At 64.9% G+C, this 18,097-nt stretch carries 18 protein-coding genes; 8 read left to right on the top strand and 10 right to left on the bottom strand.

The window, feature by feature from the left end; genetic code table 11:
- Positions 1-7 precede the first annotated feature (7 nt).
- The 4 genes from ACVIYL_RS42460 to ACVIYL_RS42475 form a co-directional block, all read right to left on the bottom strand.
- Positions 8-322, bottom strand: a complete 315-nt coding sequence (locus tag ACVIYL_RS42460) for a hypothetical protein (RefSeq protein ID WP_057018843.1) — start codon at positions 320-322, stop codon at positions 8-10.
- Positions 323-453: 131 nt separating this feature from the next.
- Positions 454-1,584, bottom strand: a complete 1,131-nt coding sequence (locus tag ACVIYL_RS42465) for a serine hydrolase (protein WP_456781436.1) — start codon at positions 1,582-1,584, stop codon at positions 454-456.
- Positions 1,585-2,108: 524 nt separating this feature from the next.
- The gene (locus ACVIYL_RS42470; protein WP_310881419.1) at positions 2,109-2,597 is read right to left on the bottom strand and encodes a DUF417 family protein; all 489 of its coding nucleotides are present in this window, start codon (positions 2,595-2,597) and stop codon (positions 2,109-2,111) included.
- A gap of 194 nt (positions 2,598-2,791) precedes the next feature.
- A complete protein-coding gene (locus ACVIYL_RS42475; RefSeq protein ID WP_076829047.1) occupies positions 2,792-3,427 on the bottom strand; it encodes a TetR/AcrR family transcriptional regulator in 636 nt (211 codons plus the stop codon).
- A gap of 248 nt (positions 3,428-3,675) precedes the next feature.
- Here ACVIYL_RS42475 and ACVIYL_RS42480 point away from each other — a divergent pair, with 248 nt between their 5' ends.
- From ACVIYL_RS42480 to ACVIYL_RS42515, 8 genes are read left to right on the top strand one after another with little or no spacing between them, the layout of a single operon-like run.
- Positions 3,676-4,986, top strand: a complete 1,311-nt coding sequence (locus ACVIYL_RS42480; protein ID WP_456781437.1) for a phytoene desaturase family protein — start codon at positions 3,676-3,678, stop codon at positions 4,984-4,986.
- Between the two features lie 5 nt (positions 4,987-4,991).
- Positions 4,992-5,846: an ABC transporter ATP-binding protein gene (locus ACVIYL_RS42485; RefSeq protein ID WP_456781438.1), complete on the top strand. Its 855-nt coding sequence runs from the start codon at positions 4,992-4,994 to the stop codon at positions 5,844-5,846.
- Complete coding sequence (locus tag ACVIYL_RS42490; RefSeq protein ID WP_456781439.1) at positions 5,843-6,637, top strand: ABC transporter ATP-binding protein; 795 nt, start codon at positions 5,843-5,845, stop codon at positions 6,635-6,637. Before ACVIYL_RS42485 ends, ACVIYL_RS42490 begins: the two co-directional genes overlap by 4 nt.
- Complete coding sequence (locus tag ACVIYL_RS42495) at positions 6,637-8,571, top strand: AMP-dependent synthetase/ligase (RefSeq protein WP_456781440.1); 1,935 nt, start codon at positions 6,637-6,639, stop codon at positions 8,569-8,571. The genes ACVIYL_RS42490 and ACVIYL_RS42495 overlap by 1 nt, the downstream gene beginning before the upstream one ends.
- Positions 8,572-9,444: a branched-chain amino acid ABC transporter permease gene (locus tag ACVIYL_RS42500; RefSeq protein ID WP_456781441.1), complete on the top strand. Its 873-nt coding sequence runs from the start codon at positions 8,572-8,574 to the stop codon at positions 9,442-9,444. It begins immediately after the preceding gene.
- Entirely contained in the window at positions 9,444-10,490 is a 1,047-nt protein-coding gene (locus tag ACVIYL_RS42505; RefSeq protein ID WP_456781442.1) for a branched-chain amino acid ABC transporter permease, read from the top strand. Before ACVIYL_RS42500 ends, ACVIYL_RS42505 begins: the two co-directional genes overlap by 1 nt.
- Positions 10,491-10,523: 33 nt before the next feature.
- Positions 10,524-11,684, top strand: a complete 1,161-nt coding sequence (locus ACVIYL_RS42510; protein WP_456781443.1) for an ABC transporter substrate-binding protein — start codon at positions 10,524-10,526, stop codon at positions 11,682-11,684.
- 4 nt (positions 11,685-11,688) lie between these two features.
- On the top strand, positions 11,689-12,435 hold the full coding sequence (locus tag ACVIYL_RS42515) for an NAD(P)H-dependent oxidoreductase (RefSeq protein ID WP_456781444.1): 747 nt from the start codon (positions 11,689-11,691) through the stop codon (positions 12,433-12,435).
- A gap of 184 nt (positions 12,436-12,619) precedes the next feature.
- Here the strand turns inward: ACVIYL_RS42515 and ACVIYL_RS42520 are convergent, their stop codons facing one another.
- The 6 genes from ACVIYL_RS42520 to ACVIYL_RS42545 are packed head-to-tail and all read right to left on the bottom strand — an operon-like array spanning position 12,620 to position 18,063.
- Positions 12,620-13,813, bottom strand: coding sequence for an acyl-CoA dehydrogenase family protein (locus ACVIYL_RS42520; RefSeq protein WP_456781445.1), 1,194 nt, complete (start codon positions 13,811-13,813; stop codon positions 12,620-12,622).
- Entirely contained in the window at positions 13,810-14,688 is an 879-nt protein-coding gene (locus tag ACVIYL_RS42525) for an alpha/beta hydrolase (RefSeq protein WP_456781956.1), read from the bottom strand. Before ACVIYL_RS42525 ends, ACVIYL_RS42520 begins: the two co-directional genes overlap by 4 nt.
- A complete protein-coding gene (locus tag ACVIYL_RS42530) occupies positions 14,592-15,488 on the bottom strand; it encodes an SDR family NAD(P)-dependent oxidoreductase (RefSeq protein ID WP_456781446.1) in 897 nt (298 codons plus the stop codon). The genes ACVIYL_RS42525 and ACVIYL_RS42530 overlap by 97 nt, the downstream gene beginning before the upstream one ends.
- Before the next feature lie 10 nt (positions 15,489-15,498).
- Positions 15,499-16,293 (bottom strand): enoyl-CoA hydratase/isomerase family protein, encoded by a 795-nt coding sequence (locus ACVIYL_RS42535; RefSeq protein WP_456781447.1) that lies wholly within the window; start codon positions 16,291-16,293, stop codon positions 15,499-15,501.
- A 13-nt stretch (positions 16,294-16,306) separates the two neighbouring features.
- Positions 16,307-16,804 carry an aromatic-ring-hydroxylating dioxygenase subunit beta gene (locus tag ACVIYL_RS42540; protein WP_038387409.1) on the bottom strand — a complete coding sequence of 166 codons (498 nt, stop codon included), beginning with the start codon at positions 16,802-16,804 and terminating at the stop codon, positions 16,307-16,309.
- Entirely contained in the window at positions 16,804-18,063 is a 1,260-nt protein-coding gene (locus tag ACVIYL_RS42545) for an aromatic ring-hydroxylating oxygenase subunit alpha (protein WP_283063488.1), read from the bottom strand. Before ACVIYL_RS42545 ends, ACVIYL_RS42540 begins: the two co-directional genes overlap by 1 nt.
- Positions 18,064-18,097: the final 34 nt, after the last annotated feature.

Below are 18,097 nucleotides of genomic sequence, written 5' to 3' on the forward strand. Positions count from 1 at the left end.
GCCGCGATCAGTTCAGCAGATCGCAGGACGCGATGCGGTTGATGTCGGCGAGGCGCCGGTCGGGATTTCCCTTGAGATCAAGGCTTGCGACGAGATCGAGCAGCCGGCCATAGGCGCGGTCGGCGACCGCGACGGGCAGCGGCTCCTCGTCGAAGGTCTCGACGTAATTGCCGACGAGGCCGCTCAGCAGCCGGCAAACGCCGCGTTGCTCCGGGTCGTCCTTGCTCAGAATCTCGAGTTTTTGCTGGAAGGTCCTGAAGGTTCGCAACCCATGGGGCTGTTGCGAAAGCCAATTGTGCAAATCAGGATACAGATCGGTCATATCAGCCTCTTCAAAATGGAGAAGAAGCTACCGGCTTATACAGCCGATCATGGTTCCGCGCCATCGCGATTTTTGCATGCATCCCCTGCCCTGCCGCGCAGGCCGTGTCATTGGACCGGCACGTCCTGCGACTAGAGCCGCGCGAGGGCCGGCAAAATCCTGTAGCGCGCGATCTCGTGCGGATAGTCGCCGCGATTGGCGAGCAGCACGATGCCGAGTCTGCGCGCCGGCACCAGGCCGACATAGGCTGAGGCGTTATTGAGACCGCCCGGCTTGTCGATCACGGTGACGCCGTCCAGCCGCACATGCTCCCATGCCATCGCCTGGCCGAACTTCTCGTCGACGCGAAAGCTCTCCCGTTCGGTCATCTGCAGCGCTGCGCGCAATTCGGGATCGATCACCGCGCCGTCGAGGCAGGCGCCCAGCAATATGCCGAGATCGCGCGCCGTTGAGAACATCTGGCCGGTGCCTGGAAAATCGTAATAGCGCTGCTGATTGCCCGGCGGACCGATCGCCGTACCGTCGTGGGAGTAGCCCTGAACCACACGCTGCATCATCTCGGGCGCCATCCTCGCGCGGTTGTCCTCGCTACGGTCCGGAACGAAGGTCGACGTCATGCCGAGCGGCTTGAGGATGCGGCTCCCGATCAACGTCGCGATCGGCATCTCATAGCGCCGCTCCAGCACCAGCTGCAGCAGGACATAGCCGGCATGGCTGTAGATGCGCTGCTTGCCCGGCTGCTCTCCTGCCGGCGGCGTCCATGCATTGAGCATCGCGATGAACTGATCACGGCTGAAGGTCCCGTCCGGCCATGGCGGATGATCGGTCGGCAGCAGCAGCCCCGACGTATGATTGACGAGTTCGCCGATGGTGACGCGGCTGACGTAGTTGCCGTTGAGCTCGGGCAGATACTTGCCGACCGGATCGTCCAGCCGCAATTCGCCACGCTCCGTGCCGAGCGCGACCAGCGTCGCCTCGAACAGCTTGCGCAACGAGGCGAGGTTGAACAGCGTGTCCGGGGTGACCGGTCGCTTCGCTGAGTCATCAGCGAAACCGTAGTTGAAGAACGCGACCCGCCCGCCGGCATAGACCGCCGCGGCGAGGCCGCCCGGGTCGGCCGCAGTCGCGGTCGGCGCGAGTTCCGTCGTGACGATGTCCCTGATCTGCGCGTCCATGTCGGAATCCGCGCGCGCTACCCCAAGCACGCTACCAGCGACCACGAACAGGACGGCCGCGATCCGGACGGTGAGCCATTGTCTCATGAAGAACGAAATCGGCACTATGTTGCGATGCGACCTGCAGACAATCTGTTCACCATCGATAGATGGCGACATCACGATCCTAGCGGTGGAACCCAAGCGTCCGAATTCACGATTGCGCGTCTTGCGCCGTTACCCGCCCGGCTGGGGACGGGGCGGCCCGATCGCTGTTCCGGTGGTCACTTCCGGAAGCCGCGATCGCGACCGCCCTCCCACTCCAGCCACGGTGCGGGAACTGCAATCGAACTAAAAAATGCGGGACGTTTGAAAATGACGGGAGTGGGCTTCGACGAAACGGCAAGATCGGCGCTTGCCGATCGGGCCAAGGATATTTCCGACTTCGTCACATTCCGCTCCCAACCGGGGACGTTTCTTCCTAGCAACAATTCGTCAATCGAAGGTTGCATAAGCTGGTTGGATTCGATTTTCAATACACGGTCGTCCGCGACGTTTTGTCCTGTTCCAGATGCCGGATACGCGCGATGCCTCGTTAAACATCGATTAACCATCGATGCGCGGCGCGAGACCTATGTGGCGCGCGAGCGGACGATCGACCGCGGCAACGACGCCAACAGCAGCACGAGGCAGACGCACAGAAGCACGATGTCCTTGAACAGGAACTCGCCGGCCAGGTTCCAGGCCATCGGATCGGTCGACAGGCTCCATTTGACCACCCCCGGCGTCGTGAAGAAGAACGACCACGTCACCGCGAAGGTGATGACGCCCATCAGCGCGCCGATCGCCGAGAGAAGCGGGCTGAACGCGCCGGCGGCGAGCAGCGCCGCAATGCCGAACTCGGCGACGCCGAGCACGTAGGCCTCGCCGCGGAGGCCGAACACCGACAGCCACGAGATGAACGGGCTGTTGCTGATGAACTGCGCGATGCCTTGCGCCGATTGCAGCGTGAACTTCTGCATGCCGAACGACACGAAGATCACGACCATAACCCAGCGCAGGATCGCGAGCGCACGATAAGACCCCTCGCCTTGTTCGGCGATGTTGAACGACAGATTCATGTGGATGTTCCTTCCCTCGCTGCGATGTCATCATCAGCCGCTGATGCGGCGTTCGTGGCAGAACTACGCAGCGCGCCGCGCGTTCGTTACGCGGGACAGCGTCTCGGCCTTCACGATGATGTGCAGATGAGATGAGGAATAATCGCTGCGAGAGATGTCTTCGGCGCGAGGTCGCGAAGCGCGCCGCGCCGGCCTCAGGCGCGCTGGCGCAGCGGCCGCGCGGCGTTCTTTGCCGGCACCGGCATGGTGAAGCCGTACAGGAACAGATCCACCACCATGTCGGCGAACTCCCCTGGATCGATCCCGCCCTTCGGATCGTACCAGGTGTGGCTGAAGTTCAGGATGCCGAACAGCATCATGCTGTAGATCTTCTTGGTCCGCTTGACGATCTTGCCTTCCTTGTCGAGCTTGACCAGAAGATCCGAGACCGTGTCGACGAGTTGGCGCTCCAGCGCCTTGATCGCATCCTGCTCGGTCTCGCCGAGGAACGAGAGGTCGTTGAGGATCACGCGCTGCTCGTCGCTCGAACGCGCATTCAGCGCGACGATGGCCTGGATCGCGGCGCGGAACTGCTCCAGCGTCGTCGCCTTTTCGGCCATCGCGGCTTCGACGTCCGCGATCATCTCGCGGATATGGGCGTCGAGGATCGCGAACAGGATCGCTTCCTTGGAATCGAAATAATGGTACAGCGCGCCGCGCGACAGCTTGCAGGCATCCGCAAGGTCGGCGATCGAGGCACGCATGTAGCCCTGCCGCGCGAACAGGCCGCAGGCAGTGGTGAGAATGTTCCGCTGAATCTCGTCGTAATTCTCTGAGCGCGTCCGCGCCATTGCCGTCTCTCTCATGCACCATCGGCGCCGCCGGAATCGGGCGACTGCCTCTCTCTATACTACCGCCGCCCCACGCTCTCCTCCCCTTTGCGGGCACCATCCACCAGACTCTTCCATCGCCCGTGCGACGAGCGACCTGCGTCAAAAAATAATTTGAACGACCGGTCGGATTATATTAGACTGCCTTCCATCAAGCAAGCGGATTGCGCATGCCGGGACCAACCCGGCGGCATCGCGGGAGGTTGCGCGTGGATTCTCAGAGGATCGATGCTGTCGTGATCGGAGCCGGTGCCGGCGGGCTGTGTGCCGCGGCGCGTCTCGCCCATGGCGGGCTGCATACGCTCGTCGTCGACGACAAGGACCGGCTCGGCGGGCGCGCCTCGACCGAGGAGATCGATGGCTTCAAGGTCAATATCGGGGCGATCGCGATCGAGTTCGGTGGCGTGTTCGAGGAAACCTTCAACACCATCGGCGCCCCGCTCGACATCCGCGCGCCGGAGCCGGCGAGTTCGTTCTTCATCGACGGCAAGGTGATCGATGTCGGCCGCGGCGGCTGGTCGCTGCTGCTCGGGCAGCTCACAAAACAGGCCTCACGTATCCTGGAGAAATTCGCCGACGCCCGCTCCGGCAATCTGCCCGACGGGCGGCAATCGACCGAGGACTGGCTGAAGGGCTACACCAGCAACGCCACCGTGCACGCGCTGTTCCGCAATCTCTGCGCGGCAATCTTCGCCTGCAACGCCGCCGAGCTGCCGGCCCGCGCCTTCCTCACCTATTTCACCAGCAAGGGCGCCTTCAAGAAATTCGGCTTCTGCCCGCAGGGCACGATCGGCGTCTGGAACAGCCTGGGCAGCGCGATCAGGCGCAACGGCGACATCTGGCTCGAAACACCGGCGACCACGATCCACACCGCTAACGGCAAGGTCGAAGGCGTCACCGTGCTCAGGAACGGTGAACCGGTGCGGATCGACACCGATCTCGTGATCAGCAATGCCGGGCCAAAGGCCACGGTCGCGCTTGCCGGCAGCGAGGCGTTCCCGGCGGATTATATCGCCAGGGTGAAGAACGACCTCCGCCCGGCCGCCAACATCGTCATCAATGTCGCGAGCCGCGAGCCGCTGATCAATCATCCCGGCATCGTCACCTTCGGCAAGACGCGCCGGCTCTGCAACATGGCCAACCTCTCGGCCACCTGTCCGGAATTGGCGCCGCCCGGCTGGCACCTCTATGTCGCCTATGCCGTGCCGGTGCCCGCGCTCGGCGATTTCGACTCCGATGCAGAAGTCCAGCTCGCGCTCGAGGATCTGCGCGAGCAGTTCGCGAATTTCGACCAGGCCAAAATCCTGTCGATCCGGGTGATGCGCGACGACTGGCCGGCACAACGGAGTTGCGCCGGCTACGATTTGCCGCGCGAGACCGGTATCGAGGGCCTGTGGTGCGTCGGCGACGCGGTGAAGCAATATGGCAATGGCGGCACGCAAGCCTGCGCCGAGACCGCCAAGCTCGTCACCGATGCGATCCTCGCCGCGCGCCCTCGCCGGTCAGCAGGCGGGGTCTGAACGCGATGCCGACCACCATCCCGCATCCGACGCCGCAAGCAGCGCCGCAGGCCGCGCCGGCGCAGGATGGCTTGCTCGAATTCCGCAACATCCGGATCGTCTACGACAATGCGATCGAGGCGATCCGCGACATCTCGATCGCGGTGCCCGAGGGCAGCATCGTCGCCCTGCTCGGCTCCAACGGCGCCGGCAAATCGACGCTGCTGAAGGCGATGTCCGGCATCCTCTATACCGAGGAAGGCGTGATCGAGAACGGCAGCATCCGCTTCCGCAATGACGAGGTGCATCGCCTTGCGCCGGACGAGCTGGTCCGCCGCGGCATCGTGCAGGTGCCGGAGGGCCGCCGCGTGTTCGCGGCGCTCACCATCGACGAGAACCTGCAAATGGGCGGCTACACCAGGACCAGCGCCGAGGCGCGCGAGCGCCGCGACAAGGTGTTTGCGCTGTTTCCGCGGCTATATGAGCGGCGCGACCAGATCGCCGGCTACATGTCCGGCGGCGAGCAGCAGATGCTAGCGATCGGCCGCGCGTTGATGACCGATCCTGTGCTGCTGGCGCTCGACGAGCCGTCGCTCGGGCTCGCGCCGCTGATCATCGACCGCATCTATGAGGTGATCGTCCGGCTGCGCGACGAACTGAAGATGACGGTGCTGCTGGTCGAGCAGAACGCGCAGCGCGCACTCGACATCGCCGACTACGGCTACATCCTGGAGACCGGCCGCGTCGTGCTCGACGGCACGGCAGTGAGGCTCACCGCCAACGAGGACGTCCAGGAATTCTATCTCGGCGTCTCCTCCACCGGTCGCAAGAGCCTGCGCGACGTGAAGCACTACAAGCGCCGCAAGCGGTGGCTGTCGTGACCGCGCTGCTCACGGTCGAGAACCTGTCAAAGCGCTTCGGCGGCCTGCAGGCCGTCGCCGATGTCAGCCTGCGCGTCGCGCCCGGCGAGATCTGCAGCGTGATCGGTCCGAACGGCGCCGGCAAGACCACGCTGTTCAACATGATCTCGGGCGTGCTGCGGCCGAGCGGCGGCCGCATCACGTTCGACGGCATCGACCTCTCGACGATCTCGCCATGGAAATTCGCCGCCGTCGGCATCGGCCGCACCTTCCAGAATCTCGCGCTGTTCAAGCACGGTACCGTGGTCGAGAACATCCTGACCGGCCGCCACACCCATCTGCGCTCGACCGTGCTCGATGCGGTGTGGTTTTACGGGCGTACCCGCAACGAAGAGATCGCGGCACGGCAACGCGTCGAGCACATCATCGAATTCCTCGAGATCGAGCATATCAGGGACGCCGTGGTCGGCACGCTGTCCTACGGACAGCAAAAGCGCGTCGAGCTCGCCCGCGCGCTCGCCTGCGAGCCGAAGCTGTTGCTGCTCGACGAGATGGTCTCCGGCATGAACCAGGAGGAGACCGAGGACATCGCGCGCTTCGTGCTCGACATCCGCGACGAGCTCGGCATCACCGTCGTGATGATCGAGCACGAGATGCGCATCGTGATGGACATCTCCGACCGCGTCCATGTGCTGAATTTCGGCCGCAAGATCGCCGAAGGCACCCCTGGTGAGATCAGGCGCGATCCGGCAGTCGCGGAGGCCTATCTCGGCGGCCAGCGCACTGAAGCAATGACAAAGGCAGGCTCGTGATGTCGACGCTGGACAGCCTGCGCACCGCTCATCCGCCGCTGCAAGCGAGCGCGCCGCGGAATCCGCCGGCAACCGGCGCCGACGCGTTCCAAACCGCGCTTGCGGATGCAGCCATCACCATCCCGCAATTGCTACGGCAACGCGCCGCCATGCACGGCGAGGCGCTGGCGCTGCGCGAGAAGGATTACGGCATCTGGAATCCCTATTCCTGGCGACACTATTATGACACCGCGCGCGCGGTGGCGCTCGGCCTGCTCTCGCTCGGCATCAAACCGGGCGACCGGATCGCCATCGCCGGCGAGAACACGCCGGAATGGTTTTACGCAGATCTTGGTGCGCAGATGATCGGCGCGGTGGCGGTCGGCATCTATCCGACCAATCCCTGGGTCGAGCTGCAATATATCGTCAAGCATTCGGGTGCCCGCATCGTCGTCACCGGCGACCAGGAGCAGACCGACAAGGTGCTCGACGCGATGGCCAATAATGGCGGCCTGCCGGACCTCGAGACTATCGTCTGCGTCGACATGAAGGGCCTGCGGCATTACCGGCAATCGGAGCTGATGTCGTTCGCCGCATTGTGCGAGCGCGGCAAGACCTACGCCCAGGAGAATTCGGAGGCCGACGCCACGCTCGACCGCCTGATCAGCCAGGGCGCGCCCGACGACGTCTGCATCCTCGTCTACACCTCGGGCACGACAGGTCCGCCCAAGGGCGCGATGCTGACCCATCGCAATCTCGTCTACGCCGCCTATGCCTACGCCAGGACCGTCGGCATTGCCGACAAGCCGTTCGAGGCGGTGAGCTACCTGCCGCTGTGCCACGTCGCCGAGCGCTGCTACGGCACCGTGACCCATCTGGTGCTCGGCGGCACCGTGTCCTTTGCCGAATCGATCGACACGGTCGCGATCAACATCCGCGAGATTGCGCCGACCTTCTTCGTCGGCGTGCCGCGCATCTACGAGAAGCTGCAGCAGGGCTTTCTGTTTCGCCTCGGCGAGAGCGGTCGCCTGCGCCAGAGTTTCACCAGGGCCTGCCTCGCCTGGGGCCGCACGCTGTCCGACCGTCGACAGGCCGGCAAGGCCAATGTGCTCGACCGCGCCGCCTATGGGCTGCTCTATGTCCTGATGTTCCGCAATTTGCAGCGCCATCTCGGCTTTGCTTACAGCCGGCACCGGCTCTGCGCCGGCGCCTCGATCTCGCCGGAGACGCTGCGCTTCTTCGACATCATCGGCCGTCCGGTGTCGCAGGGCTATGGCCTCACCGAAAGTGGCGGCGTCGCCTTCATCCAGACCGCAAGCCATCACCGGATCGGCGGCTGCGGCGTGCCGCTGCCACAGACCGAATGGAAGTGCGACACCGACGGCGAGATCCTGCTGCGCAACCCCGGCGTCTTCAAGGGCTACTTCCTCGACGAGAAGGCCTCGACCGCCTCGCTGGAGCCCGGCGGCTGGCTGCGCACCGGCGACATCATCGATGTGCTCGACAATGGCGAGATCGCCGTGGTCGACCGCAAGAAGGCGATCATCATCACCGCCGGCGGCAAGAACATCGCGCCGTCCGAGATCGAGAACGCGCTGAAGGATTCCGAATTCATCAAGGAAGCGATCGTGGTCGGCGAGGCCAGGAAGTATCTCGGCGCCATCATCCAGGTCGACTACGACAATGTCGGCCGCTGGGCGCGCGACCGGGCGCTCGCCTACACCAACTACAAATCGCTGTCGCAGCTTCCCGAAGTGAATGAGCTGGTCGAGCGCGTCGTCAACGAGACCAACAAGCGGTTCGCCCGGGTCGAGAACATCAGGCGGTTCGCCGTCCTGGAAAAGGAGCTCGACCATGACGACGGCGAGCTAACCGCCACCCAGAAGGTACGCCGCGCCATGATCGAGAAGAAGTTCGCCCGCGAGCTCGCCATCATCTACCGGGCGGAGGGCTGAATGCAGTATCTCGTCCAGCTGCTGATCTCGGGACTCGCGATCGGCGCGATCTACGGGCTGATCGCGATGGGCTTTGCGGTGATCTACAAATCCACCGGACTGGTCAATTTCGCACAGGGCGAGATGACCATGATCACCGCCTATATCGCCTGGACGATCTCGACCACGGTCAGCGGCAATGTGTTCGTCGTCGCGGTGGGCGCGATTCTCGCCGCTGTCCTGCTCGGCCTGATCATCGAGCGCCTCGTGATGCGGCCGATGCTGGGCGAGCCGGTATTCGCGACCGTGATGGTCACGATCGGGCTCGCCGTGATCCTGCGCTCCGCCATCAACTTCATCTGGGACGCCTACCCGCACGGCCTCGACATCGGCATGGGCCGCGGCATCGTGCATCTCGGCGGCATCGGCGTGCGTACCGGGCAGGTTGCCGTGATCGCGACACTGCTTCTGCTGCTCGCCGCGATCTGGGCGTTCTTCCGTTACAGCAAGGTCGGGGTTGCAATGCGCGCGGTCGCGGCCGACGACCGCACCGCGCTGTTGATGGGCATCAGCGCAACAAGAGTTCATGAGCTGGCCTGGGCGGCGTCTTCGGTGATCGCCGGCATCGGCGGCGTGTTCTTTGCGCTGTCCTACGACCTGTCGCCGGCGATGTTCCAGCTCGGGCTGAAGGCGTTTCCGGCCACCATCCTGGGCGGCCTCGACGCCGTGCTCGGCTCCGGCCTCGGCGGCCTCCTGATCGGCATCACCGAGAACCTTGCCGGCGGCTATATCGGCTCCGGCATGAAGGAGGTCGCGGGCTTTGCCATGATCATCATCGTGCTGATGATTCGGCCGTTCGGCATCTTCGGCGAACGTGACATCGAGAGGGTGTGATGCGCACCGGCGATTACAAGCAGAGCTATGGCGAGCTGGTTGCGCTGATCGATTCCCCGCCGGTCTGGCTATGGTCGGCGGTGTTGCTGCTGGCGCTGATCGCAGCGCCTTACGTTCTGAATTCCTACGCGCTGTCGTTCCTGATGATCATCCTGATCACGGTCACCGGCGCGCTTGGCCTCAATATTCTAACCGGCTACACCGGTCTGATCTCGCTCGGCCATGTCGGCTTCCTCGTCACCGGCGCCTATGCCTATGCGGTACTGGTCTCGAAGTACCATATGCCGCCGCTGGTCGGTTTCCTCGGCGCCGGCGCGGTGCCGGCACTGGCGAGCCTGATCGTCGGCGCGCCGTCGCTCCGGCTCAAGGGCCTTTACCTCGCCATCACCACGCTCGCCTTCTCCTTCATTATCAACACCGTGATCCTGGAGATGCGCTGGCTCACCAATGGCGCGCGCGGCATCCAGGTGCAGCGGCCCGAGATCTTCGGCATCAGCTTCGACGGCGATGCCGCCTTCACCTATCTCTGCCTCGGCATCGCGGGGCTGACGCTGTTCGCCACCCTCAACATCCGCCGCAGCCGGGTCGGCCGCGCCTTCGTCGCGATCAGGGACAACGACACGGCGGCGCGCGTCATGGGCATCAACCTGCATGCCTACAAACTGTTCGCCTTCGTCACCTCGGCATTCATCACCGGCATCGCCGGCGCGCTGTACGGCATCTATCTCTCCTTCGTCAGCGTCGAGGGCTTTCCGTTCCTGCTCTCGATCGAGGCGTTGGCGATCCTGATCGTCGGCGGGCTCGGCTCCGCGCTCGGGGCGGTGCTCGGTACCATCCTGATCGTGCTGCTGCCGGAGGCGACGCGGCTCGTCTTCAGCCTGTTCAGCGCGCAGATGGATGCGACCTTCACGACCGGCGCACAGGAGCTGAAGAGCATGCTCTACGGCCTCGTCATCATCCTGTTCCTGCGCTTCCAGCCGCGGGGGCTGGTCGGCGCCTGGCACGACATCAAACGGACCTGGGTGCACTGGCCGCTGCGCTACTAATCAAAAAAGACGCAACACCATGAGGAGGAGACAATGATCAGACACCTGGCAGCAGTTGCGCTGCTGCTCACCACGACCTGTCTCGCGACCGGCCCGGCTACTGCCGCCGATCCCGGCATCACCGACAGCGAGATCCTGATCGGCGACGTGGAGCCGCTGACCGGCCCGCCGGCGCTGCTGGGCGTCGCCGCCTCGATCGGCCACAAGATCGCGATCGCCGAAGCCAACGCCGCCGGCGGCATCAACGGCCGCAAGATCAAATATGTGCTGGAGGACGACGGCTACGTCACAGCGCGAACCATCCAGGGCGTCAAGAAGGTGATCGACGTCGACAAGGTCTTCGCGATGCTCGGCATCTCCGGCTCGGGCCAGTCGATCGCTGTGATGCCGGTGCTGGAGAAGTCCGGTATCCCGACCGTGATCGACGTCGCGCCGGTCAAATTCCTGTGGGAGCCGGCGCGCAAGAACGTGTTCGTGGTCGGCCAATCCTACGAGGAGGGAATCATCCATCTCGTCAACTTCCTCGCCGACAGGAACCCCGGCAAGAAATGGGGCCTGATCACCCAGGACGACGATTACGGCATCACCGTGCGCGACGGCTTCGATTCCGTGGTCAAGGGCAAGAAGCTGAACGTCGTCTACAGCGGCAACTACAAGAAGGGCCAGCAGGACTTCTCGTCCGACATGCTGCAGCTGAAGGATGCCGGCGCCGAGGTATTTTTGGCCGGCGGCATCATCGCCGAGAACATCGCGATGACAAAAGAGCTCGAGAAATTGAACATCAAGCCGGTGACCGGCATCTTCTGGCCCGGCCGCATCGAGCCGGTGCTGAAGCTGATGGGCCCGGCCGGCGACGGCATCTACGCGGTCGACTATGTCGAGCCGTTCGCCGGCGCGGCGGGCAAGGCGTTCCTCGAGAAGGCCAAGCCGCTGGTGTCGGAGGCCGAGTTCAAGGGCATCAACCGCTACACCATGACCGGCTATGCCGCCGCGAAGGTCTTGATCGCGGCAATCGAGCGCTGTGGCAAGCAGCCGACCTGGGCCTGCACCATCTCGGAACTGGAGAAGACCAAGAATGTCGAGACCGGCGTGATGGCGCCGATCAGCTTCGGTCCCGGCGTCCGCTTCTCGAACCAGAAGCTGCAGATCATGCAGGCCGATGCCGCGACGCTCAGCTTCAAGCCGGTGAACTAGAGAGATGAAGGTCCTGATCGTCTTTGCCCATCAGGAGGCGCGGTCGTTCAACGCTGCACTGCTGGCGCGGTCGGTGGCGGAACTGACCGCGCTCGGGCATACGGTCAGGATCTCCGATCTCTACGCCATGCGGTTCAACCCGGTAGCGACCGCCGAAGACTTTGGCGCGCGGCGGTTTCCCGACCGGCTGCAATATGACCGCGAGCAGAAATACAATCTGCAGCACGGTGCGCTCAGCGGCGACATCGCCGCCGAGATCGAGAAGCTGCTGTGGTGCGACCTCCTGATCTTGCAGTTTCCGCTGTGGTGGTTCTCGGTCCCCGCCATCATGAAAGGCTGGATCGACCGCGTGTTCGTCAATGGCGCAATCTACGGCAGCGGCCGCCGCTACGACACCGGCGGCCTCAACGGCCGCCGCGCCATGGTCGTGACCTCGACCGCCGCCTATCCCGGCATGTGCGCGCCCGGCGGGCTGGTCGGCGCGCTCGATGTGGTGCTGTGGCCGATCCAGAACGGCATGCTGGCCTATGCGGGCTGCAAGGTGCTGCCGCCATTCGTGTCGTATTCAGTGAACTTCGTCGACGAGGCCACGCGGCACCGCTATCTCAACGACTATGCCGGACGGCTGCGGCAGCTTGAGACCACCGAGCCGCTGTTCTTCCACCCGCTTGCGGATTTTGGCGAGGACTGGCGGCTGAAGCCGGGCATTGCGGCGCAGACTGTCGGCCAGGGCGCTCGTGCCCAGAAATGACATGACCCGGACGTAGGTCTGCTCCCTCGCCCCGTTCTTACGGGGAGAGGGTTGGGGTGAGGGGCCGCATCCGCAGACGCGCTGCCAGAAACGCTCGTGGAGACTCCCCCTCACCCGGATCGCATCTCACGATGCGATCCGACCTCTCCCCGCAAGCGGGGCGAGGTAAGAAAGAGCGCCGGCGTCACATCCTTTTCGCCACTTCCTCCAGCATCACCTCGGTGGCGCCGCCGCCGATCGTCAGCACCCGCGCGTCGCGCACCATGCGCTCGATCGAGGTGCCGCGCATGAAGCCCGAGCCGCCATGCAATTGCAGACAGCCATGCACGACCTCATGCAGCACCTCGGGCGACAGCGCCTTCACCATCGACACTTCGCGCAGGCAATCCTGCCCGGCCGCCGCGAGCTCGGCGGCCTGATAGGCCAGCGCCCGCGCCGCCGCCGCTTTCGCGGCAAGCTGGGCGAGCTTCAGCCGCACGCCCTGCTGATTCCAGAGCGGGCCGCCGAATGCCTGCCGCGTCTTCACGTAATTCGTCGTCAGCTCAATCGCCTTGGCGGATTCGCCCGCGCAGATACCGCCGATGCAGATGCGCTCGTTCTGGAAGGTCTCCATGATGCCATAGAAGCCCTTGTTCTCCTCGCCGAGCAGATTCTCCGCCGGCACGCGCACGTCCTGGAACGCGATCTCGGCAGTGTCCGAGCAGAGCCAGCCATGCTTGTCGAGCTTGGTCGCCATGATGCCCGGCGTGTTGCGCTCGACGATGAACAGCGAGATGCCGCGGCTGCCCTTGGCGTGCGGATCGGTGCGCGCGGCGACGATCAGGATGTCGCCATAGACCGCGTTGGTGATGAACATCTTTGCGCCGTTGATCACCCAGCTGTCGCCGTCGCGCCGCGCCCGCGTCTTCAGGCCTGCGACGTCGGAGCCCGCGTCCGGCTCGGTCACCGCGATCGAGCACACCGTCTCGCCGCGGATAATCGCCGGCAAATACTTCTGCTTCTGCTCCGGCGTGCCGCGCAAGGAGATGTGTACCGCCGACATGTCGGTATGCACGAGGATCGACGAGGTGAAACCGCCGAAGCTGGAGCGCCCCAGTTCCTCGGCGAACACCATCGAGGCCAGCGGCCCCATGTCGGTGCCGCCATACTCGGCCGCATGGCGCATGCCGAGAAAGCCGAGCGCGCCCATGCGGCGATAGATCTCGCGCGGGATCTTGCCGTCGCGCTCCCACGCCTCGGCATGCGGCACCACCTCTTTCTCGACGAAGCGCCGCACCTGCTCGCGCAGCATGCGCAGCTCCTCGGGCAGATTGGGCTGCTCCGAAAAGTGGAATTCGGTCTCAGTGAGTTGGCGCGGATCCGACGTCATGACGTTCATTGTGGCGCCCTCTCATGGCCAATGTGAAGATGGTTGCGCAAAAAAGCTGCCAGCGATGCGATCGCTTCGCGCGCCTGCGGAATCTCCGGGAACATCTGGAAGACGTGGATCATGCCGTCCCACACCTGCAGCGCGACGTCGACACCGGCAGCCTGCGCCCGTGCGGCCAGTTCCGTCGCATCGTCGCGCACGGTCTCGCGGTCGCCGACCTGCACCAGCAGCGGCGGCAGACGGGTGAGATCGGCATGGAGCGGCGAGGCCAGCGGATTGCTGACATCGCCGTCCTTGCCGAGATAATTCCTGGCAAGCGCCAGGATCATCGCACGCTGGTGGATCGGATCGGCCTCGGCCCTGCTCTGATAGCTGGCGCCGCTCGCTGCGAGATCGGTCCAGGGTGACATCAGCGCGGCGGCGGCGGGCAGCGGCAGGCCACGGTCGCGCGCCGCCAGCATCGCGCACAGCACGAGATTGCCGCCGGCCGAATCCCCGGCGAAGGCGATATCCGCCGGATGCAGCCCCTGATCGCGCAGATACTGATAGGCAGTCAGCGCATCCTCGAGTGCCGCGGGGAAGCGATGCTCCGGGGCAAGCCGGTAATCGATCGAGAGCACGCGGGAGCCGGATGCATCGGCAATCCGTGCGGCCAGGTCGCGATGCGACGCGACCGAGCCGATGCGGAAACCGCCGCCGTGAAAATAGAGGATCACCTTGTCGCGCGATGCGTCCGTCGGCACGAGCCATTCGCCATCGACCCCGCCGGCGACGACCGGTTGGCGCGTCACCGGCACCGAGCAGTCGGCAAAGGCGGCGTCCCAGTCGTCGCGCATCTGCGCCACCGATGTATCGCGGGTCCAGCCGCGATAGATCGCGCGCAAACGCTCGATCGCGCGATCGACCGGCGTGATTGCGATATCGTCGTCCGCGCTGCCCATTTCAGCCGCCGATGCCCATGCCGCCCGAAACGCCGAGCGTCTCTCCGGTGATATAGGCGGCCCTGGTCGGAAGCCAGGAACAGCGCGGCAGCCGCGACCTCCTCCGGCTCGCCGAGGCGGCCGAGCAGCGTTGCGCCGGTCATTGCCTGCAGGATCCTGTCGCCGCCTTTTGCCACCGCCTGCTCCAGCATCGGCGTGCGGATCGGTCCCGGCGCGATCGCGTTCGCGGTGATGCCATAGCGTGCATTTTCCCGTGCGATGCTCCGGGTGAACGAGATCACGCCGCCCTTGGCTGCGGAGTAGACCGCGCCGCCCTTTGAGCCGAGCCGCGCCGCTTCCGAGGTGACGTTGATGATGCGGCCAAAGTGCGCCGCCTGCATCGCCGGCAGCGCGGCGTGGGTGCAGGCCAAGACCGAGGTGAGATTGACCGCGATCAGCCGTGCCCAATCTTCCGTCGTGGTATCGGTGAAGAAGGCATGCTGATCGATGCCGGCATTGTTGACGACAATCTCGAACGGGCCGTCCTGCGCCATCACAGCCTGCACCGCCGTGGCATCGCTGACGTCTAATCCTGCAACGCCGGCGCCAGTCTCGCGCGCCAGCTCCGAGGCCGCGGCGACATCGAGATCGGCGATCACAACCCTGGCGCCCGCGCCGGCCAAGCTGCGCGCGATCGCAGCACCGATGCCCCGCGCGCCGCCGGAGACGAAGGCGCGGCGGCCATCGAGACGTCCGAATGGCAAGCTCGCCACCTCAGCGCCCCGTGAATACAGGCTGGCGCCGCTCGATCACCGCGGCGAGCCCTTCGCGTGCATCGGCCATCCCCGAGAGTTCCGCGACGGTGCGCGCCTCTTCCGACAGGCATTGCTCGATGCTGGTGCCGGTGCCGGCCCAGACCAGCCGCTTGGTCGCCGCCAGCGCCTTCGGCGCGCCGGCCGCAAGCTCGCGGGCCAGCGCGAGCGATGCATCGGCGAGCTCGGCATCGGGCACGACCCTGGTGACGATGCCCATCTGCAACGCTTCGGCAGCCGGGATCACCGGGTTGGTCAACAGGATCGACATCGCCCGCCGCAGGCCGACCAGCCGCGACAGCGTAACGGAGACGCCGGCATCCGGCGCCATCGCCACCCGCGTCGCGCCGGCGAGGAATTTTGCCGACTCCGCCGCGATCACGATATCGGAGGCGCAGACCAGGCCGAAGCCGCCGCCGCCCGCCGCAAAGCCCTGCACCGATGATATGACCGGCGCCTCCAGCCGCAGCAATCCGGTCACCGCATTCTGCAGATAGGCGGTGGCCTGCCGGATATAGTCCGGCAGCTTCTCGCCCTTGGAGGCAAAGGCGCGGACATCGCCACCGGCGCAGAAATTGGTGCCCTCGCCGCTCAGCAGCACGACGCGCAGATCGGGATGACCATGACAGACCATGATGGCGTCGCACAGCGCGCGGAGCAGCTCGACACTCATGCCGTTGGCCGCATCGGGGCGGTTGAGCCGCAGCCGCGCGATGCCGTCGGTGATGTCGAGCAGAACGGGGCCCTTGTCGATCATGGCGCGTTTTCCTCTAGACCAGGAACGAGAGCGTGTAGATCGCCTTGTCGTTGTTGACGAGGATGACCTTCTTGGCGGCCATCCGCAATTCGCCATCGACATGGCGCAGCCGGTATTCATTGCGCGCCGCCCACAGCGTATCGTCGCGCAGGCTCGATTCGAAAATGAGGCTGTTGCTGGCGACCGCGATGTCGCCGTCGTCAGGCTGCTCGTCCATCAATTCGATGTTGGAGATCAGCCGGCGCAAATTCGACTGCGGCGTCTGGGTGAAGTGCTTGCCGGTCATCAGCTGCCGGACGCGCAGCGCGATCCGCGAGCGGTTGTCGTAGATGATCGACATCTGCCGTTCCGGGTCGATGTCGGCGCCGTTGGCCGGCACCCAATAGACGCCGTCGTCGGTCCAGAGCTTTTCCCAGGCCTCGTATTGATGCTCGTCCTGCAGCCGCGCCTCGCGATAAAGGAAGGCGGTGATGGCGCTCATCAACGTGGCGCTGCTCTCGCGCGACAGCATCAGTTAGGCTCCATCAGCTTGCGATAATGGGTCCAAATGCCGCGCGACGGCACCTCGTCGGTGACGTGGCCGACCGTGAAGCCGAGCTCGTCCTGCCGCTCACGCTTCTCGCCGCGGCCGAGGAAGATCCACTCGGGATTGCGCGCCAGCACGCCGCGATGGCAGCGCTCGTACATTTCGGAATCGTCCGCGAGCAGGAAACCGGCTGGGCCGACCGAGCCCATGGTCTGCTGGCGCAGCCTTCGGTTCAGATCGGGCGCGCCCTTGAACTGCAACGCGGTGACGTGCTGCACGCTGTCGTCGACGCCGAGCGGCTGGATCACGAACATCTGGATCTCGGCGATGAACAGGTTCGGGAAGATCATCACATGCGGCGTGCCGTCGATCATGATCTCCCGCGCGGCGGTGTCGCCATGGGCGGCCTTCATGCGCGCCGTGTAGTCCGGCAGCCGGTCCTCGCTGGTGCCGAACCAGCTCATCGGCGCGTCGCGCTTGCGGAACTCGGGCCGCAGGTCGATCTCGGTATGGCCGTTGCCGTAGTCGCGCGTCAGCGCGGTCGAGGCGCCGCCATAGAGCTTGCCGATCATGCTGTCGGCGACGCCGAAGATCGAGGTGTGCACGAAGGCCGGGTGATAGCCGTCGCACTCGTTCTCCAGGATGAACTTCCAGTTCGCCTTGACGCGATGCTTGAGGAAGCCCGCCGTGATCTCGACCTCGCTCTCCGGCGAGGTGCGCACCAGCCGGTCGATGGTCTCGGCGGCGCCGCCGAGATGCTCCTTCAACGTCGGGCCATCGGCCGCGAACGAGCCGAACACGAAGCCGCGGTAAGACTCGACGCGCGTCACCCGCCCGAGCGCAAGCTGCGACTTGTCCTGCCCCTCATAGCCGTCGGGGAAGGCATAACCGACCAGGCGGCCGTCATTGGCAAAAGTCCAGGAGTGGAACGGACAGGTGAACGAGCGGGCATTGCCGCGGTCATAGGAGCAGACCTGGTTACCGCGATGCGAGCAGCGATTGAGCAGCAGATTGACCTTGCCCTGCTCGTCGCGCGTCATGATCACGGATTGCGGGCCGATCGACTTGACGACGTAGTCGTTGGCGTTCGGCACCTCGCTCTCGTGCCCGACATAGACCCAGGTCCGGTACCAGATGTTCTTGAGCTCGGCCTCGAAGATGTCAGGGTCCGTGTAGAGCGACCCATGCACCCGGTCGGGCCGGATCAACCGTTCCCATGGCGAGGCGCCGGTCATCATGTTCATCGTTCCGTCTCCCTCGCCGACCGCCTGCCGCGGA

It is taken from the genome of Bradyrhizobium sp. USDA 3315 (assembly GCF_054056795.1).